General features: G+C 59.5%; 24 protein-coding genes. 17 read left to right on the plus strand and 7 right to left on the minus strand.

What is annotated here, in order from left to right; genetic code table 11:
* Positions 1-41 precede the first annotated feature (41 nt).
* The 8 genes from BMZ10_RS14475 (at position 42) to rpoS (ending at position 7,295) form a co-directional block, all read left to right on the plus strand.
* Entirely contained in the window at positions 42-1,154 is a 1,113-nt protein-coding gene (locus tag BMZ10_RS14475) for an S-(hydroxymethyl)glutathione dehydrogenase/class III alcohol dehydrogenase (RefSeq protein WP_093463370.1), read from the plus strand.
* A gap of 100 nt (positions 1,155-1,254) precedes the next feature.
* Positions 1,255-2,100, plus strand: a complete 846-nt coding sequence (fghA, locus tag BMZ10_RS14480; protein ID WP_093463373.1) for an S-formylglutathione hydrolase — start codon at positions 1,255-1,257, stop codon at positions 2,098-2,100.
* Between the two features lie 52 nt (positions 2,101-2,152).
* Positions 2,153-2,626, plus strand: a complete 474-nt coding sequence (gene ispF / locus BMZ10_RS14485; protein ID WP_093463377.1) for a 2-C-methyl-D-erythritol 2,4-cyclodiphosphate synthase — start codon at positions 2,153-2,155, stop codon at positions 2,624-2,626.
* Positions 2,623-3,681, plus strand: a complete 1,059-nt coding sequence (truD, locus tag BMZ10_RS14490; protein WP_093463380.1) for a tRNA pseudouridine(13) synthase TruD — start codon at positions 2,623-2,625, stop codon at positions 3,679-3,681. The genes ispF and truD overlap by 4 nt, the downstream gene beginning before the upstream one ends.
* Positions 3,669-4,418, plus strand: coding sequence for a 5'/3'-nucleotidase SurE (surE, locus tag BMZ10_RS14495; protein WP_093463383.1), 750 nt, complete (start codon positions 3,669-3,671; stop codon positions 4,416-4,418). Before truD ends, surE begins: the two co-directional genes overlap by 13 nt.
* Positions 4,419-4,459: 41 nt before the next feature.
* The gene (locus tag BMZ10_RS14500) at positions 4,460-5,095 is read left to right on the plus strand and encodes a protein-L-isoaspartate(D-aspartate) O-methyltransferase (RefSeq protein ID WP_177182139.1); all 636 of its coding nucleotides are present in this window, start codon (positions 4,460-4,462) and stop codon (positions 5,093-5,095) included.
* Between the two features lie 188 nt (positions 5,096-5,283).
* Positions 5,284-6,186: a peptidoglycan DD-metalloendopeptidase family protein gene (locus tag BMZ10_RS14505; RefSeq protein ID WP_093463389.1), complete on the plus strand. Its 903-nt coding sequence runs from the start codon at positions 5,284-5,286 to the stop codon at positions 6,184-6,186.
* Positions 6,187-6,290: 104 nt separating this feature from the next.
* The gene (rpoS, locus tag BMZ10_RS14510) at positions 6,291-7,295 is read left to right on the plus strand and encodes an RNA polymerase sigma factor RpoS (protein WP_093463392.1); all 1,005 of its coding nucleotides are present in this window, start codon (positions 6,291-6,293) and stop codon (positions 7,293-7,295) included.
* Positions 7,296-7,865: 570 nt separating this feature from the next.
* Here rpoS and fdxA read toward each other — a convergent pair.
* Together fdxA and mutS are read right to left on the minus strand one after the other, a co-directional pair.
* On the minus strand, positions 7,866-8,189 hold the full coding sequence (fdxA, locus tag BMZ10_RS14515; protein WP_093463395.1) for a ferredoxin FdxA: 324 nt from the start codon (positions 8,187-8,189) through the stop codon (positions 7,866-7,868).
* A gap of 240 nt (positions 8,190-8,429) precedes the next feature.
* Positions 8,430-10,997 carry a DNA mismatch repair protein MutS gene (gene mutS / locus BMZ10_RS14520; RefSeq protein ID WP_177182140.1) on the minus strand — a complete coding sequence of 856 codons (2,568 nt, stop codon included), beginning with the start codon at positions 10,995-10,997 and terminating at the stop codon, positions 8,430-8,432.
* A 259-nt stretch (positions 10,998-11,256) separates the two neighbouring features.
* On the opposite strand from mutS, the gene BMZ10_RS28005 reads away from it, so the two are divergent.
* The 4 genes from BMZ10_RS28005 to recX all read left to right on the plus strand — a co-directional run bounded on the left by BMZ10_RS28005 (position 11,257) and on the right by recX (position 13,618).
* Positions 11,257-11,388, plus strand: coding sequence for a hypothetical protein (locus BMZ10_RS28005; RefSeq protein ID WP_256214505.1), 132 nt, complete (start codon positions 11,257-11,259; stop codon positions 11,386-11,388).
* Between the two features lie 100 nt (positions 11,389-11,488).
* Positions 11,489-11,989, plus strand: coding sequence for a CinA family protein (locus BMZ10_RS14525; RefSeq protein WP_093463401.1), 501 nt, complete (start codon positions 11,489-11,491; stop codon positions 11,987-11,989).
* Between the two features lie 85 nt (positions 11,990-12,074).
* A complete protein-coding gene (gene recA / locus BMZ10_RS14530) occupies positions 12,075-13,139 on the plus strand; it encodes a recombinase RecA (RefSeq protein ID WP_093463404.1) in 1,065 nt (354 codons plus the stop codon).
* 8 nt (positions 13,140-13,147) lie between these two features.
* A complete protein-coding gene (gene recX, locus BMZ10_RS14535; RefSeq protein WP_093463407.1) occupies positions 13,148-13,618 on the plus strand; it encodes a recombination regulator RecX in 471 nt (156 codons plus the stop codon).
* 33 nt (positions 13,619-13,651) lie between these two features.
* On the opposite strand, the gene BMZ10_RS14540 is transcribed toward recX, so the two are convergent.
* Positions 13,652-14,764 (minus strand): LOG family protein, encoded by a 1,113-nt coding sequence (locus tag BMZ10_RS14540; protein WP_093463410.1) that lies wholly within the window; start codon positions 14,762-14,764, stop codon positions 13,652-13,654.
* A gap of 467 nt (positions 14,765-15,231) precedes the next feature.
* Between BMZ10_RS14540 and BMZ10_RS14545 the strand changes: the two genes are divergently transcribed.
* Positions 15,232-15,423, plus strand: a complete 192-nt coding sequence (locus BMZ10_RS14545) for a hypothetical protein (protein ID WP_093463414.1) — start codon at positions 15,232-15,234, stop codon at positions 15,421-15,423.
* A gap of 10 nt (positions 15,424-15,433) precedes the next feature.
* Here BMZ10_RS14545 and BMZ10_RS14550 read toward each other — a convergent pair whose 3' ends face one another.
* The gene (locus BMZ10_RS14550; RefSeq protein ID WP_093463417.1) at positions 15,434-15,856 is read right to left on the minus strand and encodes a quorum-sensing-regulated virulence factor family protein; all 423 of its coding nucleotides are present in this window, start codon (positions 15,854-15,856) and stop codon (positions 15,434-15,436) included.
* A gap of 237 nt (positions 15,857-16,093) precedes the next feature.
* On the opposite strand from BMZ10_RS14550, the gene BMZ10_RS14555 reads away from it, so the two are divergent.
* Positions 16,094-16,804: a tRNA-uridine aminocarboxypropyltransferase gene (locus BMZ10_RS14555; RefSeq protein ID WP_093463420.1), complete on the plus strand. Its 711-nt coding sequence runs from the start codon at positions 16,094-16,096 to the stop codon at positions 16,802-16,804.
* Positions 16,805-16,816: 12 nt separating this feature from the next.
* Here the strand turns inward: BMZ10_RS14555 and BMZ10_RS14560 are convergent, their stop codons facing one another.
* The gene (locus BMZ10_RS14560; RefSeq protein ID WP_093464173.1) at positions 16,817-17,701 is read right to left on the minus strand and encodes a DMT family transporter; all 885 of its coding nucleotides are present in this window, start codon (positions 17,699-17,701) and stop codon (positions 16,817-16,819) included.
* Positions 17,702-17,927: 226 nt separating this feature from the next.
* On the opposite strand from BMZ10_RS14560, the gene erdR reads away from it, so the two are divergent.
* The gene (gene erdR, locus BMZ10_RS14565; protein ID WP_093463423.1) at positions 17,928-18,575 is read left to right on the plus strand and encodes a response regulator transcription factor ErdR; all 648 of its coding nucleotides are present in this window, start codon (positions 17,928-17,930) and stop codon (positions 18,573-18,575) included.
* A 101-nt stretch (positions 18,576-18,676) separates the two neighbouring features.
* On the plus strand, positions 18,677-19,045 hold the full coding sequence (locus tag BMZ10_RS14570; protein ID WP_093463426.1) for a diacylglycerol kinase: 369 nt from the start codon (positions 18,677-18,679) through the stop codon (positions 19,043-19,045).
* A 56-nt stretch (positions 19,046-19,101) separates the two neighbouring features.
* Here the strand turns inward: BMZ10_RS14570 and BMZ10_RS14575 are convergent, their stop codons facing one another.
* Complete coding sequence (locus tag BMZ10_RS14575) at positions 19,102-20,028, minus strand: LysR family transcriptional regulator (protein WP_093463428.1); 927 nt, start codon at positions 20,026-20,028, stop codon at positions 19,102-19,104.
* A gap of 122 nt (positions 20,029-20,150) precedes the next feature.
* On the opposite strand from BMZ10_RS14575, the gene fpr reads away from it, so the two are divergent.
* A complete protein-coding gene (fpr, locus tag BMZ10_RS14580; protein WP_002554680.1) occupies positions 20,151-20,930 on the plus strand; it encodes a ferredoxin-NADP reductase in 780 nt (259 codons plus the stop codon).
* 285 nt (positions 20,931-21,215) lie between these two features.
* Here fpr and tsaA read toward each other — a convergent pair whose 3' ends face one another.
* Positions 21,216-21,920, minus strand: a complete 705-nt coding sequence (gene tsaA, locus BMZ10_RS14585) for a tRNA (N6-threonylcarbamoyladenosine(37)-N6)-methyltransferase TrmO (protein ID WP_093463431.1) — start codon at positions 21,918-21,920, stop codon at positions 21,216-21,218.
* Between the last annotated feature and the right edge of the window lie 18 nt (positions 21,921-21,938).

The raw sequence follows: 21,938 nt of genomic DNA on the forward strand, positions 1-21,938 counted from the left end.
CTTTACACTCCATGTTCGTTTCTACTTCGCTGGAGATCATGATGATCAAGTCACGTGCTGCCGTTGCTTTCGCGCCCAACCAACCGCTGCAGATCGTCGAGGTCGACGTCGAGGCCCCGAAAGCCGGCGAGGTCCTGATTCGCACGGTCGCTTCCGGCGTCTGCCATACCGATGCCTATACCCTGTCCGGCGCCGATTCCGAGGGCGTGTTCCCGTGCATTCTCGGGCACGAAGGTGGCGGTATCGTCGAAGCGGTAGGCGAGGGTGTCACCTCGCTGGCAGTGGGTGACCACGTGATTCCGCTGTACACCGCCGAATGCCGCGAGTGCAAATTCTGCAAGTCCGGCAAGACCAACCTCTGCCAGAAAGTCCGCGCCACTCAGGGCAAGGGCCTGATGCCCGACGGCACCACGCGTTTCAGCTACAACGGCGAGCCGGTCTACCACTACATGGGCTGCTCGACGTTCTCCGAGTACACCGTCGTACCGGAAATTTCCCTGGCGAAGATTCCCAAGGAAGCGCCGCTGGAGAAGGTCTGCCTGCTCGGCTGCGGCGTGACCACCGGTATCGGTGCTGTGTTGAACACGGCAAAAGTCGAAGAAGGTGCGACCGTCGCGATCTTCGGCCTGGGCGGTATCGGCCTGGCTGCGATCATCGGCGCAAAAATGGCCAAGGCCTCGCGCATCATTGCCATCGACATCAATCCGGCCAAATTCGATGTGGCGCGCGAACTTGGCGCCACGGACTTCATCAACCCCAAAGAGCACAGCAAGCCTATTCAGGACGTCATCGTCGAACTCACCGACGGCGGCGTGGATTACAGCTTCGAGTGCATCGGCAACGTGCAGTTGATGCGGGCTGCACTGGAATGCTGCCACAAAGGGTGGGGCGAGTCGGTGATCATCGGCGTCGCACCTTCGGGGCACGAAATCTCCACTCGCCCGTTCCAGCTGGTTACTGGTCGCGTCTGGCGCGGTTCGGCGTTCGGTGGCGTCAAAGGCCGTACCGAGCTGCCAAGCTACGTCGAGAAATCGCAGACGGGCGAAATTCCGCTGGACACCTTCATCACCCACACCATGGGTCTGGACAAAATCAATGAAGCGTTCGACCTGATGCACGAAGGCAAAAGCATCCGCTCGGTCATTCACTTCTGAGTAGCAGCCCCAAGCTGCAAGCTGCAAGCCCCAAGAGAGCACGCCATTGTGCCGACTTGCGGCCTGCGGTTTGAAGTGTGTGGCTGGGAGGAACGATCCCATGAGTCTGGAAAACATCTCGTGCCAGAAAAGCTTCGGCGGCTGGCACAAACGTTACAAACATCACTCCGACGTGCTGGGTTGCGACATGGTGTTTGCGGTCTACCTGCCTCCCCAGGCAGAGCAGGGCGGCAAGCTTCCTGTGGTTTACTGGTTGTCAGGCCTGACCTGCACCGATGAAAACTTCATGCAGAAGGCTGGCGCGCAACGTATTGCGGCCGAGCTTGGGGTCATCATCGTGGCGCCGGACACCAGTCCGCGTGGCGCCGATGTGCCGGGTGATCCGGACAATGCCTATGATTTCGGTCTGGGCGCCGGTTTTTACCTGAATGCCACACAGCAACCCTGGGCGCGGCATTATCGCATGTACGATTATGTGGTCAGCGAACTGCCTGCCCTGATCGAGGCGCACTTTCCGGCCTCGGACAAACGCAGCATCAGCGGCCATTCGATGGGCGGTCACGGCGCGCTGGTCTGTGCGTTGCGCAACCCGGGACGCTATCAGTCGGTATCTGCGTTTTCGCCGATCAGCAATCCCATGGATTGCCCATGGGGTCAGAAAGCGTTCTCGCGTTATCTGGGCGAAGACCGTTCGCGCTGGCGCGAGTGGGATGCCAGCGTGCTGATCGCAGAGGCCACCGAACGTCTGCCTTTGCTGGTGGATCAGGGTGATCGCGACGACTTCCTCGCCAATCAGCTCAAGCCCGAAGCGCTGGTGCAGGCCGCGAAGGCGGTCGGCCATCCGCTGGAGTTGCGCATGCAGCCCGGCTACGACCACAGCTACTACTTCATCGCCAGCTTCATCGAGGATCATCTGCGACATCATGCGCGTGCGTTGGCGGGCTAATGTCCGACAAAGTAGGTAGAATCACGCCCTGACTTTTTCAGGGCGTTTTTTTATGCGTATTGGCCACGGCTATGATGTGCACCGTTTCGCTGAAGGCGATTTCATTACCTTGGGTGGGGTGCGGATCGCGCACACGTCCGGTCTGCTCGCGCATTCCGATGGCGATGTCCTGCTGCACGCCTTGAGCGATGCGTTGCTTGGCGCCGCCGCTCTGGGTGATATCGGCAAGCATTTTCCAGACACCGATCCGCAGTTCAAGGGTGCCGACAGCCGTGTGTTGCTGCGTCATGTGCTCAAGCAAGTGCAGGCCAAGGGCTGGAAAGTCGGTAACGTCGACGCGACCATCGTCGCTCAGGCGCCGAAGATGGCCCCGCACATCGACACCATGCGCACGCTGATCGCTGAAGATCTGCAGGTCGATCTGGATCAGGTCAACGTCAAGGCCACCACCACCGAAAAACTCGGTTTCACCGGACGTGAAGAAGGCATCGCGGTTCACGCGGTCGCACTGTTGATCGCCGCATGACCGAACTCGAACTGCTGGGCCCGAAGGCCTATGGCGATGCGTTGGGCACCGCCGTATTGAAAGCCACCGCCGCAGACTTTCAGGTCGATGAAGTGCTGGATATCCCGTTGTCCGGCGATGGCGAGCATCTGTGGCTCTGGGTTGAAAAGCGCGGTCTGAACACCGAAGAAGCGGCTCGCCGACTGGCCAGGGCCGCAGGCGTGCCTCTGCGCACGGTCAGTTACGCCGGTTTGAAGGATCGCCAGGCGCTGACCCGCCAGTGGTTCAGCATTCAACTGCCGGGCAAGGCCGACCCGGACATGTCCTCAGCCGAAAACGACACGCTGAAAATTCTCGACAGCAAGCGGCATAAACGCAAGCTGCAACGCGGCGCCCACGCCGCCAACGGATTCACCTTGCGTCTGACGCAGCTTCAGGCAGACAAAGCGGCGCTCGACGCGCGACTGGAGGCCATTCGGCTGGCCGGCATCCCGAATTATTTCGGCGCCCAGCGGTTTGGTCACGAGGGCGGCAATCTCGGTGAAGCGCGCCATTACGCCGAACGACAGGCATTGCCGGAACAGCGCAATGTGCGTTCGCGCCTGCTATCGACCGCACGCAGCTATCTGTTCAATCAGGTGCTGGCTGCGCGCGTCGCGGACGGAAGCTGGCAGCGGGCCCAGCCAGGCGACTTGCTCGCGTTCACCGACAGCCGCAGTTTTTTTCCTGCCTCAGAAGCAGAGTGCAGCGACCCTCGGCTGGCGATCCTCGATCTGCACCCGACCGGGCCGCAATGGGGGGAGGGGGACTCGCCAGCCTCGGGCGCCACGGCAGCGCTCGAAAACAGCATCGCCCAGCGCGAGTCATCGCTCTGTAACTGGTTGATAAAAGCGGGAATGGAACACGAACGTCGCATCCTGCGACTGCCCATCGGGCGGTTGACGTGGCATTATCCCGAGCCTGACATTCTGCAACTGGAATTCGTCCTGCCGGCCGGATGCTTCGCCACCGCATTGGTGCGTGAACTCGTCGATCTGGTGCCGACAGGACAGACGGACAGCTCATGCGTATTCTGATTTCAAATGATGACGGGGTCACCGCACCCGGCCTTGCTGCGCTCTATGGCGCGCTCGCCGGCTATGCCGATTGTGTGGTCATCGCGCCCGATCAAGACAAAAGCGGCGCCAGCAGCTCGCTGACGCTCGATCGGCCTTTGCACCCGCACACGCTGGACAACGGCTTCATCAGCCTCAACGGCACGCCGACCGATTGCGTTCATCTGGGTCTCAACGGCCTGCTGGCAAACGAACCCGACATGGTGGTTTCCGGGATCAACCTGGGCGCAAATCTGGGCGATGACGTTTTGTATTCCGGAACGGTGGCGGCTGCCCTTGAGGGGCGGTTTTTGCAGCGTCCGTCTTTTGCGTTTTCATTTTTGTCGCGCCAGGCCGATAACCTGGCAACTGCCGCGCACTATGCCCGGCTCTTGGTCGAGGCCCATGAGCAGCTCGATCTTCCACCGCGTACCGTATTGAATGTGAATATTCCAAACCTGCCGCTCGAACACGTTCGCGGCATTCAGCTGACCCGCCTGGGTCATCGCACCCGTGCGGCTGCGCCGGTTCGCGTGGTCGATCCGCGCGGCAAGGCCGGCTACTGGATCGCGGCTGCCGGCGATGTCGAAGACGGCGGCCCGGGTACGGACTTTCACGCTGTCATGCAGGGTTACGTGTCGATTACACCGTTGCAGCTGGATCGGACCTATCAGGACGGTTTCAACAGCCTGAACGCATGGCTGGAGGGAATGGCCTGATGTCGCGTGAGCAAGATGACCTGTTACGTCGTGGCGTGGGAATGACTTCCCAGCGCACCCGTGAGCGTCTGATTCAGCGGTTGTACGAAGAAGGCATTTCCAACACTCAGGTGCTGGACGTCATTCGCAAGACGCCCCGGCACCTGTTCGTCGATGAAGCGCTGGCGCATCGCGCCTACGAAGACACCGCGCTGCCCATCGGCAACAACCAGACCATCTCCCAGCCTTATATGGTTGCGCGCATGAGCGAGCTGCTGCTGGCGGCCGGTCCGCTGGACAAGGTGCTGGAGATCGGCACCGGTTCAGGCTATCAGACCGCTGTGCTGGCGCAACTGGTCGAGCGGGTGTTTTCCGTGGAGCGCATCAAAGTGCTTCAGGATCGCGCCAAGGAGCGGCTGGTCGAGCTGAACCTGCGCAACATGGTGTTCCGCTGGGGCGATGGCTGGGAAGGCTGGCCGGCACTGGCGCCTTACAACGGCATCATCGTGACTGCTGTTGCGACCGATGTTCCCCAGGCGCTGCTGGACCAACTGGCGCCCGGTGGCCGGTTGGTGATTCCGGTGGGGTCGGGCGAAGTCCAACAGCTGATGCTGATCATCCGCGAAGAGCATGGCTTCTCCCGGCACGTGTTGGGCGCCGTGCGATTCGTGCCGCTGCTCAACGGGCCGCTGGCGTAGGCGCTATTTTGCAGCTGCAATGAATTCCAGCAGACGCCGCCGGTCTACAGGCTGGCGTTTTGCGATGAAGACAAAGGGTGTCTGCCGCAGCGTTGCAGCGAAGGTTTACACCAGCTTTTCCATGGCTGCCTGTCATTTCAAGACACATCAGGCAGCTTTTATTCAGTCACCAGTAAAGGGAGTGACGGGTGAGTCTCACAGTCATTCGGCAGCGTAGTTCTTCAACAAGTTTTCAGCGTCTGGTGATTGGCATTGCCCTGAGTGTCCTTCTGGTCGGCTGCTCCAGCGCACCGTCGGGCGGCGTGCGCGTTGTGGACCGCAACAGCAGCAAGCCGGCCGCTCCCGTTCGGCAGCCGGTCACAACCGGCCAGTACGTGGTCAAGCGTGGCGACACGCTGTTTTCGATTGCATTCCGTTACGGCTGGGACTGGAAAGCGCTGGCGGCCCGCAACAACATCCCCGAGCCCTATACCATTCATGTCGGTCAGGCCATTCGCTTCGACGGACGCTCGACGTCGGGCTCGACTGCTATCGCCGCAGCGCCGGTCGTCGTGCCGCAGACTTCCACGAGCAGCAGCACCAGTTCGTCGCCTTCAGGTTCGCTGAAAACAACCGTTATATCTCGGCCCGTAGGCTCTAATCCGGTCGTTGTAGCGCCGGCAGGTTCAACTTCAACAACAACTCCGGTTAATACACCGGTGGTTGCAGGGGCGCGTTCTCCAAGCGGATGGGCCTGGCCAACTAATGGCGTTTTGATCGCCAAGTTTTCTTCAAACGGTAGTTTGAATAAAGGAATTGATATCGCTGGTGATTTGGGACAGCCTGTTTTAGCCGCGTCTGATGGTTCAGTGGTATACGCCGGAAGTGGATTAAGGGGCTACGGCGAATTAGTAATCATCAAACACAGCGATACCTACGTCAGTGCTTACGGTCATAACCGTAGGCTGTTGGTTCGGGAGGGGCAGCAGGTCAAGGCAGGGCAAACAATCGCCGAGATGGGATCGACCGGAACTGACCGGGTGAAACTGCATTTTGAGATTCGCCGTCAGGGTAAGCCTGTAGATCCACTGGAATTCTTGCCACGTCGTTGATCGGTTGTCAGCCTGTTCCTGCCGTAGAGGGGACAGGCTCAAGTGCTGCCACGGAAAAAGGCGCCACTGGAGCTTGAGGTCGAACTCATCAAAGGACTATAACAATGGCTCTCAACAAAGAAGTGCCGGAGTTTGACATAGACGACGAGGTCCTCCTTATGGAGCACGGAATCGTCCTGGATTCTGCAACGGATGAGAAGCCAGCTACACCTTCTGTTCGTGCAAAGACCAAAAACTCCGCAGCGCTCAAGCAGCACAAGTACATCGACTACACGCGGGCACTGGATGCCACGCAGCTGTATCTCAACGAAATCGGTTTTTCTCCTTTGCTCTCTCCGGCAGAAGAGGTTCACTTTGCGCGTCTGTCGCAAAGTGGCGATCCGGCCGGACGCAAACGCATGATTGAAAGCAATCTGCGGCTGGTGGTGAAAATCGCCAGGCGCTACGTCAATCGTGGCCTGTCATTGCTGGACCTGATCGAGGAGGGCAATCTCGGCCTGATTCGGGCGGTCGAAAAATTCGATCCGGAACGCGGCTTCCGCTTCTCCACATACGCCACCTGGTGGATCCGTCAGACCATCGAGCGCGCGATCATGAATCAGACGCGGACCATCCGCCTGCCGATTCACGTGGTCAAGGAGCTCAACGTCTACCTGCGTGCGGCCCGCGAGCTGACGCAAAAGCTCGATCACGAACCTTCCCCTGAAGAGATCGCCAACCTGCTCGAAAAGCCGGTCTGCGAGGTCAAGCGCATGCTCGGATTGAATGAGCGTGTGTCCTCCGTCGACGTCTCGCTGGGGCCGGACTCGGACAAAACCCTGCTGGACACCCTCACTGATGATCGGCCCACCGATCCCTGCGAGCTGCTGCAGGACGACGATCTCTCCCAGAGCATCGATCAATGGCTGTCTGAGCTCACCGACAAGCAACGCGAGGTCGTCGTGCGGCGATTTGGTCTGCGCGGCCATGAGAGCAGCACCCTTGAAGACGTAGGACTGGAGATCGGTCTGACCCGGGAACGTGTCCGGCAGATTCAGGTTGAAGGGCTCAAGCGTCTGCGGGAAATTCTGGAGAAGAACGGCCTTTCCAGTGAGTCATTGTTTCAATGATCCCATGATGCTCTGTTATAACTAATAGCCAGTTAGCATCATTCAGAGCCCCGACGAGTCGGGGCTTTTTAATGTTTCAATTTGATGTTTTCCGGGCACTGACCTCAAGTTTATTTTCCTGCACATATGTCGACTTTAATATTTTATTGGTCGTGGGTTGTGCTTACTTAAGTTGTAAGACTTCTCTCACACGTCTTGTCAGTCATCGACTTGTTTTGCGACGGGTTGAATCGCTAAAGCGTGAAGGTTGAAAGTTATCCGGCTGATTTGCCTGCGTTTTATCAGCGGGTTTATTCGCAGGATGAATTGTTTTGAAAAGTGGGCGCCCTTGTCCACAGTTCAGAAATCACTAATATCAGAACTGTACCGACGGATTGGTACAGGCGGTCAAGGAAGACTGCTCAAGGACATCGCAGGATGCGATTCATCAGGATGATGAAAACGGATTAAAGGGATTATGGAAAAAATGTGGGCGGGTCATACCGCCCCTTTTTTCGTCCGCAGAAAAGTGCGATGTCGCCCTGCAGAAATGCAAATGGCCCCGAAGGGCCATTGCGCAAGCGGCATCACTCAGCGTTCGAGATCTGCGATCTTGCCGGTCTTGCCATCCCACTCTTCAGCGTCAGGCAGAGCATCCTTGCGCTCGGTGATGTTGGGCCAGATGTCAGCCAGCTCGGCGTTGAGCTCGATGAAGTTCTCCATGCCCGCCGGAACCTCGTCTTCGGAGAAGATCGCGTTGGCCGGGCATTCAGGCTCGCAGAGCGCGCAATCGATGCACTCGTCCGGGTGAATCACCAGGAAATTCGGGCCTTCGTAAAAGCAGTCCACCGGACAGACTTCTACGCAGTCGGTGTACTTGCACTTGATGCAGTTGTCGGTGACGACGAAGGTCATTTCTAATTCTCTCCTCAGGCGGCGGAAGCAAGGCCGTTCAATCAGGCTTGCCAGATTCGGGAGTCCCCGGGCCGTGAAAACTCAGCGTGCCGAGCAACGCGGCAGGCAAGGCGACCTTGCGCTGCGGTGTCCGACCTTGGTTCGCTGCGTTCAAACGCGGCCAGGATTGCTGTGAAGCCAGGCTAAAAGCTCACAGCGTCCCAAACCGCGCGGGATTCTAACAGCTTGTTACCAATCCCGTTAGATGCGTGTTTGCATCGAATACAACAACTCCAGCGCCTGACGCGGTGTCAGGTCATCGACTTTCAGGTTCGACAACTCATCCAGCACCGGGTGCGGCAGGCTGGCGAACAGGTCGCTCTGCATCGGTACCGGCGGCTTGCCTGGCTTGGATCTGGGCTGCTCGTGGGGAAGGCTGGTGGTCTCCAGGCGCAACAGATGCTCCTTCGCGCGGCTGATGACCTTGCCTGGAACCCCCGCCAGCTGGGCCACGGCCAGGCCGTAGCTCTGACTGGCCGGTCCTGGCAGCACGCGATGCAGAAAGACAATGCGCTCGTTATGCTCGGTGGCGTTGAGATGAACGTTGGCGACCAACGGTTCACTTTCAGGCAACACCGTCAGCTCGAAATAGTGCGTCGCGAACAACGTGTACGCGCGCAACTGGGCGAGACATTCTGCCGCAGCCCATGCCAGCGAAAGGCCGTCGAAGGTACTGGTACCGCGGCCGACTTCGTCCATCAGCACCAGGCTTTTGTCGGTAGCGTTGTGCAGGATGTTCGCGGTTTCGCTCATCTCCACCATGAAGGTCGAGCGTCCCCCTGCCAGGTCATCGCTCGAGCCGATGCGCGTGAAGATGCGATCAACCAACGACAGCTCGCAGCTCGCGGCCGGTACGAAGCTGCCGATGTGCGCCAGCAGCACGATCAACGCGGTCTGACGCATATAGGTCGACTTACCGCCCATGTTGGGGCCAGTAATGACCAGCATCCGGGTGTTGTCGTTGAGATCCAGATCGTTGGCCACGAACGGTGAGGACAGCACTTGCTCAACCACCGGATGACGACCTTGCTCGATGCGCATGCACGGCTCGTCGGTGAAGCGTGGGCGGTTCAGGTCCAGATTCAGGGCGCGCTCGGCCAGATTGCTCAGGACGTCCAGTTCGGCCAAGGCTGCGGCGGTGTCCTGCAGCGGCGCGAGATGGCCGATGAGGTCCTCGAGCAGCGCTTCGTAGAGCATTTTTTCCCGGGCCAGCGCGCGACTCTTGGCGGACAGCGCCTTGTCCTCGAACTCTTTGAGTTCCGGCGTGATGAAGCGCTCGGCGCCTTTGAGCGTCTGCCGACGGATGTAATCGGCAGGTGCCTGTTCGGCCTGTTTGCTTGGCAGTTCAATGAAATAGCCGTGTACGCGGTTGTAACCGACCTTGAGGTTGGCAAGACCGGTGCGGGCTTTCTCGCGGGTTTCCAGGTCGATCAGGAATTGCCCGGCGTTCTCGCTCAGGGACAAGAGCTCATCGAGCTCGGCGTCGTAGCCGGTTTTCAGCACGCCGCCGTCACGAATGACCGCAGGCGGGTTGTCGATGATCGCGCGTTGCAGCAGGTCAGCCAGCTCGGGGTAAGTGCTCGCGGTTCTGGCCAGTTGCTGAATGTGAGGCGCTTCGAGCTCTGCCAGTGCCAACTGCAATTCAGGCAGCGCGCCCAGGGCGTCGCGCAGGCGGGCAAGGTCACGAGGTCTGGCGTTGCGCAGGCCGATACGGGCGAGGATGCGCTCGATATCACCAATTTCCTTCAGCTGTGGCTGCAGGTTTTCAAAGCGATAGCGTTCCAGGAAGCACCCGATCGACTCCTGCCGGGCTTGCAGTACGGCAAGGTCGCGCAACGGGCGATTCAGCCAGCGGGTCAGCAAGCGCGTCGCCATTGCCGTCTGGCAGCGGTCCATGACTGACTGCAGCGTGTTGTCGCGCCCACCGGCAAGGTTGGTGTCCAGCTCCAGATTGCGGCGACTCGCGCCATCCAGAATCACCGTGTCGTCCATGCGCTCGTGACGCAGGCTGCGCAGATGTGGCAACGCGGTGCGTTGGGTTTCCTTCGCGTAGCCCAGCAGGCAGCCGGCGGCGCCGATCGCCAGGGTCAGGTTCTCGCAGCCGAAACCTTTCAGGTCCTGGGTGGAAAACTGCTGACACAAACTCTTGTGCGCTGAATCGCGCTCGAAATCCCACGGCGCACGGCGGCGCGCGCCTCGGCGTTTTTCCGCAGGCAATCCTTGCGGCCAGTCATCGGGGATCAGCAGCTCGACCGGGTTGATGCGCTCAAGCTCGGCCAGCAGGTTTTCCCAGCCTTTGATCTCCTGAACCGTGAAGTTGCCGCTGGTGATGTCCAGCACCGCCAGCCCGAACAAACGCTCATCACCCAGCACGGCTGCGATCAGGTTGTCCCGGCGCTCATCGAGCAGCGCCTCGTCGCTGACTGTGCCTGGGGTAATGATGCGCACGACCTGCCGCTCCACCGGGCCTTTGCTGGTCGCCGGATCGCCGATCTGTTCGCAGATCACCACCGATTCGCCCAGCTTCACCAGCTTGGCCAGATACGCTTCAGCGGCGTGATAGGGAATTCCGCACATGGGAATGCTTTGCCCCGCCGACTGGCCACGGGCGGTCAGGGTGATGTCGAGCAGCTTCGCCGCCTTCTTGGCGTCTTCGTAGAAGATCTCGTAGAAGTCGCCCATGCGATAAAACATCAATTGCTCAGGATGCTGGTTCTTCAGCTTCCAGTACTGCTGCATCATGGGCGTGTGCGAAGAGAGGTCGGAAATTGCTTTATTCATCAGTTATTTAGGCAAATTCGTTGGGAGATTGAGGCAAATGAAGGGTGACGCGTGGAATTCCACCTACGTGGTCGACGTCAGATCCGATTGCTTTTGCGATGGCCGCAAGGTTACCACGCGTGACTCCCAGCCGCAGGTCCGGGTTATTGGTCACCGGGCATTTCCGGACCCACACACGACGCCAATGACTGTCTAGGATGTCGAGGCACCGCTCGAATCAGGCGGGATTTCAGACAAGGATCGTTATATGCAACGCAAGCGTGGAAGAGACTCAACCAATGGTCGGTTCATTCCGCTGGAAGAGGCCAAGCGCCGTCCGCGTGAAACCGTCATTGAAACCGTGAAAAAACCCTGTCCCGAGAAACGGGAACCTGCATAAATGCCTCGACAGGGCGCGGCCCCGTCAACGCCGCGTCCTGCCTTGCACATCAACCATGCTCGTGTAGCGTGGACGCCTTGACCGATACGGAGAACCCTTTGTGGATGAGATCACTCAGTTGGCCGCAACGCTTGGCTCGCAACTCTTGAGCGTCGGCGCTCAGGTCAGCACGGCCGAGTCTTGCACCGGCGGCGGGATTGCCGAGGCCATCACTCGCATTCCCGGCAGTTCGGCCTGGTTCGAAGCCGGTTACGTCACCTATTCCAACACTCAGAAAACCCGGCAGCTCGACGTCCCGCAAGAACTGTTCGCCCGCGTCGGCGCCGTCAGTCGCGAAGTGGTCGAGGCCATGGCACGTGGTGCGCAGACGCACAGCGCTTCGCATTTCTCGGTGGCCGTCAGCGGCGTTGCAGGTCCCGATGGCGGCTCCGCGGAGAAACCGGTTGGCACGGTCTGGATCTGTTGGGGAGCCGGGGAGCAACTGATCGCTCGACGCTTTCAGTTCGCCGGTGATCGCGATGCCGTGCGCCGACAAACGGTGAAGGCCGCGCTAGAGGGGCTGATCCAGCTCGCTCGCGGAGAAATACCAAATCGGGGGTAGGCGCGCGCTCAACCCTGTGGAATAATACTGGCTACTTATACAGTTATATCGGCCGTCAGGCTTAACCGATTACGAGAGGACTTCAATGGACGACAACAAGAAGAAAGCCTTGGCTGCGGCCTTGGGTCAGATCGAGCGTCAGTTCGGCAAAGGTGCCGTAATGCGCATGGGTGACCACGACCGCCAGGCTATTCCTGCTATCTCCACCGGCTCATTGGGCCTCGATATCGCACTGGGTATCGGCGGTTTGCCAAAAGGCCGGATCGTTGAAATCTATGGCCCGGAATCTTCGGGTAAAACCACAATGACCCTGTCGGTGATCGCAGAAGCCCAGAAAATGGGTGCCACCTGCGCATTCGTCGACGCCGAACACGCGCTCGACCCTGAATATGCGGGCAAGCTGGGCGTCAACGTCGACGACCTGCTGGTATCGCAGCCGGACACTGGCGAGCAGGCACTCGAAATCACCGACATGCTGGTGCGCTCCAACGCCATCGACGTGATCGTCGTCGACTCCGTCGCCGCGCTGGTGCCGAAGGCAGAAATCGAAGGTGAAATGGGCGACATGCACGTCGGCCTGCAGGCCCGTCTGATGTCTCAGGCGCTGCGCAAGATCACCGGTAACATCAAGAATGCCAACTGCCTGGTCATCTTCATCAACCAGATCCGTATGAAAATCGGCGTGATGTTCGGCAGCCCGGAAACCACCACCGGTGGTAACGCGCTGAAGTTCTACGCATCGGTTCGTCTGGACATCCGCCGCACCGGCGCGGTGAAAGAAGGCGACGAGGTCGTTGGTAGCGAAACCCGCGTAAAAGTCGTGAAGAACAAGGTCGCTCCGCCGTTCCGTCAGGCCGAGTTCCAGATCCTCTACGGCAAAGGTATCTACCGTAACGGCGAAATCATTGACCTGGGTGTATTGCACGGTCTGCTGGAGAAGTCCGGCGCATGGTACAGCTATCAGGGCAGCAAGATCGGCCAGGGTAAAGCCAACTCCGCGAAGTTCCTGCAGGACAACCCGGAAATCGGCGCCACCCTCGAGAAGCAGATTCGCGAGAAACTGCTGACTGCCGCTCCTGACGTCAAAGCCCAGTCTTCTCGCGTAGCCGAGGACGATGTGGCTGAGATCGAAGCTGACGCGGATCTCTGATTCCTGTCATGTCGGTAGAGCTTGATACGCCCGTCGCAGTACGGCGTAGTGCAATGGACCTGCTCGCACGTCGCGAGCATGGTCGAGTCGAGCTGACGCGCAAGTTGCGTCAGCGCGGCGCCCCTCCTGAATTGATCGAAGCAGCTCTTGACCGCCTGACGGAAGAGGGTTTGCTCAGCGAATCACGTTACCTCGAAAGCTTTGTTTCCTACCGTGCCCGTTCCGGATACGGTCCTTTGCGTATTCGCGAAGAACTCGGCCAGCGCGGTCTGCAGCGCAATGATATCGAAAAGGCGCTTCGCGAATGTGGAGTCGACTGGCGCGAGAAGCTGGAAGAATGCTGGCGCCGCAAGTACGCCGGGCGGTTGCCCGCCGATATGCGTGAGCGGGGTCAACAAATGCGATTTCTGAGCTACCGAGGGTTTCCCCCGGAATTGATCGGCAAGCTGTTAAGCGGCAGAGGCGGGGACGACGACTGATCAGCCCTCCGCCTTCACCATGCGGATTGACGGTCAGGGGACTTTTGCGGACTCCAGGTCACGCGTCTGAGGTGGAGCCGTTTTCGCCCAGTTCTCGCTCAGGTTGATGTAATCGACCAGTTGGCGCAGGCGACCGTGGTTGCGGCCATTGAATTTGAACGCCAGGCGCGTCAAATGGCTGAACTGCTCCTCTTCGTAATCCTGCTGATACCCATGCTGATGAAAGTCGTCGCTCAGGCATAGGTCGGCGAACGCCTGCTGCATGTGTGCCAACGCTTGTTCGCTCAGCGGGTGATGCATGCGAATGACGAATGAGTTCTTCAACCAGCGGCTCGAGTGGAAGTTGCTGTAGAACTGATTGATTTCGGCGACGGCCTCGTCCGCCGTGTAGACCAGTTTCAGCAGGTTCATGTCGGTGGGCAGGATGTAGCGATTGGCTTCCAGTTCGTTTCTGATGAACGTCAGGGCACCTTCCCAGAAAGTCCCGCCCGGCGCATCCAGCAGCACGATTGGCACAAGGGGGCTTTTGCCGGTCTGAATCAGGGTCAGTACTTCCAGTGCTTCGTCCAGCGTGCCGAACCCGCCCGGGCAGAGCACCAGTGCGTCAGCTTCTTTGACGAAAAACAGCTTGCGGGTAAAGAAGAAATGGAAGGGCAGCAGGTTCCCGGTGCCATCCACAGTCGCATTGGCATGCTGTTCGAACGGCAACGTGATGTTGAAACCCAGGCTGTAATCCAGGCCCGCACCTTCGTGCGCCGCTGCCATGATTCCGCCGCCGGCGCCGGTGATGACCATCAGATCGGACGCCGCCAGCTTCGTGCCCAGCTCCCGGGCCAGTGCGTACATCGGATGTTCGATCGGAGTCCGGGCCGAGCCGAAAACCGTAACCTTTCGACGACCTTTGAACTGATCGAGCACGCGAAAGGCGTTTTCCAGTTCGCGCAGGGCCTGTAACGTGATTTTCGCATTCCAGCGGTTACGGTCGTCCCGAGCCATGCGCAGGACCGTGAGCATCATGTCGCGATAGAGCGCCAGGTTGGGACTGTTTGGAGCGATCTGGGCGAGCTGTTCTTCGACCTTGCGGGTGAGGTCGATTCCATTGCCCTGAAAATGCAGAGATAGGGCGTCATTGGGTACATAAGGCATTCAAACGTTCTCCTTTTGCAAAATCATCGGTCCTGACTGTTACATCAGGAGCAGGACGCTTCGTGCGTCGCTGCACCTCGCGCATAGAAATGGCCTGCAACACCTGGCGACGGCGGGCGGCGCGCTGATTCTGGCGATGTCCTTGGATGGTAGAGCACGGTGCGAGTTAAACGAATCACCGGCAACCCCTGTTGATTTGCCAAGTGTGATCAGACGTAACGGTAAGCAAACCCGATAGGATTGATGATGTGCCCGAAACATCCGGGCTGGCAATGGTCGCATCAGGATCCCATTCGTCGGACTGCCCGGTGTGCGTTGTGCCCTCTGATTTACTGAAATCATGGCAGGCAAGTGGCATTGCAACCTGGATAGCGTCGACACCACTGGTATCGCGTGGCGTCTGCGGACAGTCATCGAGTTTGCCCACATCAAGCGGAGGGTGTGGACGAGCCATGGAGGGGTGTGAAATGGAGATCAGGCTAGAAGTCGATCAAAACCTGTATCGCTTGTTGATCGAGGCGGCGCGCGGTAACCATCGCACCCTCGAGCAAGAGTGTGTGAAGCGGCTGGAGCAGGGCGGGAGACGCTCTTTTTATCTGCAGGCGGTGCTGGCGGAGTTGCGCGCCGAAGAACAACAGCGGCGCGCATCCTGTCATTGAACAGATGGCATCACTTCTTCACAGGTGGCTTGGCAGCGCAGTCGGCGGCGGTGATTTGCTGAGTGGTGATCGCGCGGCCGGTCTTGTATTCCTTGAACTCATAACGCAGGGTCGCGCCCTTGGCCATCAGTTGGCGGTAGCCGGCGTTGCGGCAGACGCTGGTGCCTAGCTGGCGACCGACCAGATCCGGGTTCTCGCGCATTTGAGCAGCCTGGCCGGATTGCACGCTCAGGTGGTTGATGAGCATCTTGCCTTCGACCGTATAGCCCTCGTCGAGGATGTCTTCGTTGATCGCGCGGGGAGTGCCGGCACTGCTTTCTTTCGCGACTTTTTCAAGCATCTGGCTCAGTTCGTAATCCTGTTTGGACGCCGCATTGGCGCACAGCGGAGCGACGAGCAAAAGCGTGAGAGTGGGAGCGATGAAGCGCAGCATTGGATTCTCCTGGTGCATGGACGGGTAGTGCAAAGGCTGGCCGTTGGACCGGTCACATCCGAAGGCGTTCACTGGCGGCATGAGTGCTTTCAGGGCCCGCCAGTATAGGGGAGTCGGCTGCGCGGGCACCAGAGAACACGGCGCTTCTGATAGACTGCGCCGACTTTCTACCTGCCGGATATCCAATGTGTCGCTGCCTTTCTGCCCGCCTGTGATTTTGCCAGCGCGGTTACATTCATGAGCCACGCCGTTTCCCGTCTGCGCGCCGAAAGGCTGGCCCGAAGCACGCGGCCGTTCATCGCCCGAGGCTCCCGCGCCCCCCGTTGCAGCGACTGCCGGGTTATCGAAAGTTATTGCCTGTGCGCCTGGAAGCCGACGGTACCGGCACGGTCGGCCGTGTGCTTGCTGATGTATGACACCGAACCGCTCAAACCGACCAATACCGGCTGGTTGATCGCCGACGTGGTCAAGGACACCGAGGCGTTCGGCTGGTCGCGAATTGACGTGGATGAAAAGCTGCCGGCGCTGCTGAATGATCCGCAGTGGCAGCCTTATATTGTCTTTCCGGGCGAATTCGTGGCACCTGAGCGGGTCGTGACCGAAGTGCGGGTTGCGGATGGCAAGCGCCCGCTGTTCATTCTGCTGGACGCGACCTGGCCGGAAGCGCGCAAGATGTTTCGCAAAAGTCCGTATCTGAATCACTTGCCCGTGTTGAGTCTTCAACCTGAGCAAATGTCGCGCTATCGGCTGCGTCGATCCAAGCGTGACGACCATTTCTGCACGGCGGAAGTGGCCGCTTTATGCCTGGAGCTGGCGGAAGACCAGCAGGCCGCAGCGGTTCTTGATGCCTATCTGGACGTGTTCAGCGCCCACTACCTGGGCGCGAAATTCCAGCTGCCAATTGATCCGGATGATGCTGCGCATACGCATCTCAAGGCGTTTCTGTAGGAACGCCTGCGCTCAAGCCATGGCCTTTCTCGGCCACAGTTGTGCGAGCAGCATGCCCGCCAGCATCAAGGCACAGCCAATGTAACCGCGCAGCTGCAACGCCTCGCCCAGAATCCAGGCACCCGCTATTGCTGCAAACACCGCTTCGAGCGAAAGAATGATCGCAGCATGGGACGCAATGGCGTCTTTCTGCGCCACCACCTGCAAGGTGTAACCGATACCCACCGCAATCACGCCGCCGTACAGCAACGCCGGCGCTGCGCCGATGATGGCTTGTAGCGAGACGGGTTCGAAAATCACGGCCAGAACCAGGCTCACCAGCGAACAGGTGGCGAACTGCAGGAAGGCAAGGCGGATGGGATCGTGACGGCTGGCGAAGATGCCGACCAGTATCACGTGACCGCCCCACACGAACGCGCCGATCAGTTGCAGCCAGTCACCCGACGCCACTTGAAAGTTGTCGCCCACGCTCAGCAGGAACATCCCGACCACCGCCAACAGGCAGCCGAGCCATGTGCCCATCCCGGTTTTGTGGCCCAGCAACAGTCCCAAAAGCGGAACTACAATCACATACAGCCCGGTGATGAAGCCCGAATTGGTCACGCTGGTGAAGAGCAGGCCGACCTGCTGCAGGTTGATGCCAAGCGCCAGCGCAAGGCCCATGATCACGCCGCCCTGCAGCAGGCCGCGTGTCAACAGAGGCTCTGGGGAAGGGCCGCTGACGGGGCGGCGAAGGAGTAATGGCATCAGGCAGATGGAGCCCAGCGCGAAGCGCAGGCCTGAGAACAGGTAGGGCCCGATGTGGTCCATGCCCGCCGTCTGCGCGACGAATCCGGAGCCCCAGATCATCGCGGTCAGGAGCATGAGCAGGTCCGCTCGCAAGGCATGTTTTCGCATGGTGGCACTCGCAGGAATCAAGGGCGCAGACTTTGCCGTAAAGCGCGAAGCTTGACCACCCCGGATTCGCTGGGCATCCTTGGCGCCGCGCGAATGCTGGAGCGCCGTGTTCTGTCTGGTTTTGACGTCGATGCGCCGCATTGGCGCAGCGTTTACAGGCCGGCATTTTCGGATGCCATCGTGGGGGCTGAATCCGTCGGCGCTCGCTCATAAACAGGATCATTAAATGACCTACGAAATCCTGATCGCCGATGACCACCCTTTGTTTCGTAGCGCTCTGCATCAGGCATTGAGCCTGGGCCTGGGGCCTGACGCCCGGCTGGTGGAAGCTGAAAGCATTGCTGATCTGGAAGCGCGTCTGACTGAAAAGGCAGACTGGGATCTGGTTCTGCTCGACCTGAACATGCCCGGCGCGTATGGGTTCTCAGGTCTGGTGCTGCTGCGCGGACAATACCCGCAAGTCCCGGTGGTGATGGTGTCGGCGCAGGAAGAAGCGGCGGTCGTGGTCAAATCCCGCGAGTTCGGCGCCAGCGGTTTCATCCCCAAATCCAGCTCGCTCGAAACCATTCAGAAAGCGGTGCGCATGGTCCTGGACGGTGATGTCTGGTGGCCGCCGCAGGTGAATGAAAGTGTCAGCGTTTCAGCCGAAGCAAAGGCGGCCAGCGAAGGCCTTGCCAGCCTTACGCCGCAGCAGTTCCGGGTGCTGACGATGGTCTGCGAAGGCTTGCTCAACAAGCAGATTGCTTATGAATTGAGCGTTTCCGAAGCCACCATCAAGGCCCATGTCACGGCGATTTTCCGCAAACTGGGCGTGCGTACGCGAACTCAGGCTGCGTTGCTGCTGCAGCAACTCGAGTCCATCGCAGCCAACTGACTGACTCGCCCATCATTTTCTGGCTGGTGCGGCCGTCCTTCACACTTTTTTGACTGCCGCCGCACTAGCCTCCACGCTCTTCATTGCTCAGTAGCTTCTTTATGACGTCGCCATTCAAAGGCCAGACCGGCCTTAAACGTATCCTCAATGCATCCGGTTATTCATTCGACGGCCTGGCCGCGGCTTTCAAAGGCGAAGCAGCGTTCCGTCAACTGGTTCTGCTCAACGTCGTTCTGATTCCGGTTTCATTCCTGTTTCATGTGAGTCGCGGCGAGCGCGCCATCTTGATCGCCGTGTGCCTGCTGGCGTTGATCGTCGAGTTGTTGAACTCGGCCATTGAAGCGGCCATCGACCGGATTTCCCTTGAGCGGCATCCGCTGTCCAAGAATGCCAAAGACATGGGCAGTGCCGCACAATTCGTCGCGTTGAGCATGATCGCAGTGGTATGGGGCTTGATTCTGCTGGGGTGACACGCGCCTCACAACATCATTGGCTGTTGCAGCGCGTCCGCATTGCAGGGCGCGCGTCAGGCGATATTGGGCAGCACGATCTCATCGCTGCGACGCACGTTGGCGGTGAGCGAGCGGCACAGGTCGAGGAATTCGCGGATAGCCGATGTCTGATATTTCTGCTTGTGCCAGATGAAATAAAACTGGCGCACCAGGTCCAGCTCCGGTGTCTCCACCGCAACCAGACTGCCACGACGAAACGCATCACGCAGCGCTAGGCGTGAAATGCAGCCAATGCCCAGCCCGGACTCAACCGCGCGTTTGATGGCCTCGGTGTGTTCCAGCTCCAGCCGTACGTTCAGGTTGTTCAAGTGATGACGCATGGCTTGATCGAAGGTCAGGCGCGTCCCCGATCCTTGCTCGCGCAAAATCCAGGCTTCCCGGGTCAGCTCCTCGAGTGTGGCCTGACCACGGCGGGCGAGTGGATGCTGTGGTGCGCAGAAGACCACCAGTTCGTCTTCCACCCACGTCTGCACTTCGATGTCGGGATGGCTGCAATCACCTTCGATCAGCCCCAGATCAATCTCGTAATGGGCGACCTGCTGCACGATATTGGCGGTGTTCTGCACATGCAGTTTCACGTGGCTTTCGGGATGACGCTGCATGAAGCTGCCGATCAGCAGCGTGGCCAGATAATTGCCGATCGTGAGTGTTGCGCCGACGGCCAGCGAGCCGAAGCCGGATTTGCCGTTGAGCAGGTCTTCGATCTCCTTGGCCTGATCGAGAAGGGCCACCGCCTGCGGCAGTAACTGTCGCCCCGTCGCGTTCAGGCTCAGTCGTTTGCCGGCCCGGTCGAACAACTGGCAGCTGGACTGGCGCTCCAGTTCGGTGATGGAGGTGCTGGCCGCAGACTGCGATAAGGACAGCTGCACGGCGGCGCGGGAAACGCTTTCCTGCTGGGCCACGGCGACGAACACTTGCAGCTGGCGGAGAGTAAATCGCATATCTATATAACCGATAACCCATATCTTGATAATTCAGTTAACAGATATTGTGTCTGCCACTAGAATATCGCGCAATGGCGCTTTGACTGGCGCAAGCAAATATTCAGGAGTTCCTACGTACCATGAGCAACATGAATCACGAGCGTGTCCTCAGCGTTCATCACTGGAACGACACCCTCTTCAGTTTCAAGTGCACCCGTGATCCAGGTCTGCGCTTCGAGAACGGTCAGTTCGTCATGATCGGTCTGCAGCAGCCAAACGGGCGCCCGCTCATGCGCGCATATTCCATCGCCAGCCCGAACTGGGAAGAGCATCTGGAGTTCTTCAGCATCAAGGTGCCCGACGGCCCGCTGACCTCGCAGCTGCAACACCTGAAGGAAGGCGACGAGATCATCATCAGCAAAAAGCCGACGGGCACGCTGGTCCTCGATGACCTCAAGCCGGGCAAGCATCTGTACCTGCTCAGCACCGGTACCGGTCTGGCGCCGTTCATGAGCGTCATCCAGGACCCTGAGACCTACGAGCGTTTCGAGAAAGTCATTCTGTGCCACGGTGTGCGTTACGTGAACGAAGTTGCCTACCGCGAGTTCATCACCGAGCACCTGCCGCAGAACGAATTCTTCGGCGAGGCGCTGCGAGACAAGCTGATCTATTACCCGACCGTCACCCGCGAGCCTTTCGAAAATGAAGGCCGCCTGACTGATCTGATGCGCAGCGGCAAGCTGTTCAGCGACATCGGTCTGCCACCGATCAACCCGCAGGACGACCGTGCCATGCTGTGCGGCAGCCCGAGCATGCTCGACGAAACCAGCGAAGTGCTGAACAGCTTCGGTCTGACCGTTTCGCCACGCATGCGCGAGCCGGGTGACTACCTGATCGAGCGCGCATTCGTCGAGAAGTGAATCTGATTCTGCGGGCCCTGGTGCCCGCGGAAGATTGTTCTGACTGAAGATGTTCAGCGTTAAACGTGGCCCCTTCCCGAGTACGCTCGGTCCCACAGGGTTCGCAGGTGGCTGAACATTCTGGCTTCACCCGAAGCCTGTAGTGGGAGCGAGATTGCTCGCGAAGACGTCAGTGCGGACACTGAGGTTGGTGTCTGACAAAAAAACCGCCTGGAGGTCACGGACCAGGCGGTTTTTTTGTGGGCGATTGTCGGGTTGCAGGCAGGTCGGGTGTCGCGCAGAGGGTCAGGCAGACGCGGGAACGACCTCCAGCACCCGAATCAGCCCCGGCTGCGGATAATGCCAGCGCACGTCCAGATCCCAGAACTGCGCACCGTATCGACGCTCCGGCACAGGCGTCTGATACGCCGGGCGTGGGTCCTGAGCCAGGCATTGTTCGATAAGCTCCACCAGCGGCTCGCCGAGACGCGACGCATGCTCGCGTGCCTGAAGCAGGGCGGTGTCGTCCCACTGCACGGGGATCGGATCCGGCGCGGCCGCCGCCATGCCGTTCCGGGCGTCGGCAATGACATCGGCGTAAGGCACGTAGGGCTTGACGTCCAGGACGGGCGTGCCGTCCAGCAGATCAATGCCAGAAAGCCACAGACGGCCCGCTTCGACTTTCTCCAGCCGGACGACCGACTGGCCGATGCCGTTCGGACGATGAGTCGCACGGGTCGCGAACACGCCCATCGACTGATTGCCACCCAGGCGAGGGGGTCGCACCTTCAGCCGGGGTTTGTCCTCCAGCGCCTGATGAAACAGAAACAGCAGCCAGACGTGGCTAACCTGTTCCAGCCCTTGCACCGCATCGCCCTGATCGAAGGGCGCGACCAGTTCCAGTACGCCACGGGCGGCAGGCGCGAGTTGCGGCTGGCGCGGGATGGCGAACTTTTCCTTGAAGCAGGAGCGCACGAAGCCGATGGGCGAGACGTTGTAGGACTGAGTCATGCCGGCAGGCTCATGGAA

Origin of the sequence: Pseudomonas sp. NFR16 (genome assembly GCF_900108875.1) — a bacterium.
Lineage (GTDB): Bacteria > Pseudomonadota > Gammaproteobacteria > Pseudomonadales > Pseudomonadaceae > Aquipseudomonas.

Excerpts from the sequence above, each read along its gene's own strand:
- ispF (WP_093463377.1), top strand. The coding sequence starts at position 2,153 with ATGCGTATTGGCCACGGCTATGATGTGCACCGTTTCGCTGAAGGCGAT.
- fghA (WP_093463373.1), top strand. The coding sequence starts at position 1,255 with ATGAGTCTGGAAAACATCTCGTGCCAGAAAAGCTTCGGCGGCTGGCAC.
- fpr (WP_002554680.1), top strand. The coding sequence starts at position 20,151 with ATGAGCAACATGAATCACGAGCGTGTCCTCAGCGTTCATCACTGGAAC.
- erdR (WP_093463423.1), top strand. The coding sequence starts at position 17,928 with ATGACCTACGAAATCCTGATCGCCGATGACCACCCTTTGTTTCGTAGC.
- rpoS (WP_093463392.1), top strand. The coding sequence starts at position 6,291 with ATGGCTCTCAACAAAGAAGTGCCGGAGTTTGACATAGACGACGAGGTC.
- recA (WP_093463404.1), top strand. The coding sequence starts at position 12,075 with ATGGACGACAACAAGAAGAAAGCCTTGGCTGCGGCCTTGGGTCAGATC.
- recX (WP_093463407.1), top strand. The coding sequence starts at position 13,148 with ATGTCGGTAGAGCTTGATACGCCCGTCGCAGTACGGCGTAGTGCAATG.
- BMZ10_RS14545 (WP_093463414.1), top strand. The coding sequence starts at position 15,232 with ATGGAGATCAGGCTAGAAGTCGATCAAAACCTGTATCGCTTGTTGATC.
- BMZ10_RS14560 (WP_093464173.1), bottom strand. The coding sequence starts at position 17,701 with ATGCGAAAACATGCCTTGCGAGCGGACCTGCTCATGCTCCTGACCGCG.
- tsaA (WP_093463431.1), bottom strand. The coding sequence starts at position 21,920 with ATGACTCAGTCCTACAACGTCTCGCCCATCGGCTTCGTGCGCTCCTGC.
- BMZ10_RS14555 (WP_093463420.1), top strand. The coding sequence starts at position 16,094 with ATGAGCCACGCCGTTTCCCGTCTGCGCGCCGAAAGGCTGGCCCGAAGC.
- BMZ10_RS14550 (WP_093463417.1), bottom strand. The coding sequence starts at position 15,856 with ATGCTGCGCTTCATCGCTCCCACTCTCACGCTTTTGCTCGTCGCTCCG.
- BMZ10_RS14570 (WP_093463426.1), top strand. The coding sequence starts at position 18,677 with ATGACGTCGCCATTCAAAGGCCAGACCGGCCTTAAACGTATCCTCAAT.
- surE (WP_093463383.1), top strand. The coding sequence starts at position 3,669 with ATGCGTATTCTGATTTCAAATGATGACGGGGTCACCGCACCCGGCCTT.
- BMZ10_RS14500 (WP_177182139.1), top strand. The coding sequence starts at position 4,460 with ATGACTTCCCAGCGCACCCGTGAGCGTCTGATTCAGCGGTTGTACGAA.
- BMZ10_RS14575 (WP_093463428.1), bottom strand. The coding sequence starts at position 20,028 with ATGCGATTTACTCTCCGCCAGCTGCAAGTGTTCGTCGCCGTGGCCCAG.
- BMZ10_RS14475 (WP_093463370.1), top strand. The coding sequence starts at position 42 with ATGATCAAGTCACGTGCTGCCGTTGCTTTCGCGCCCAACCAACCGCTG.
- BMZ10_RS14540 (WP_093463410.1), bottom strand. The coding sequence starts at position 14,764 with ATGCCTTATGTACCCAATGACGCCCTATCTCTGCATTTTCAGGGCAAT.
- BMZ10_RS28005 (WP_256214505.1), top strand. The coding sequence starts at position 11,257 with ATGCAACGCAAGCGTGGAAGAGACTCAACCAATGGTCGGTTCATTCCG.
- truD (WP_093463380.1), top strand. The coding sequence starts at position 2,623 with ATGACCGAACTCGAACTGCTGGGCCCGAAGGCCTATGGCGATGCGTTG.
- fdxA (WP_093463395.1), bottom strand. The coding sequence starts at position 8,189 with ATGACCTTCGTCGTCACCGACAACTGCATCAAGTGCAAGTACACCGAC.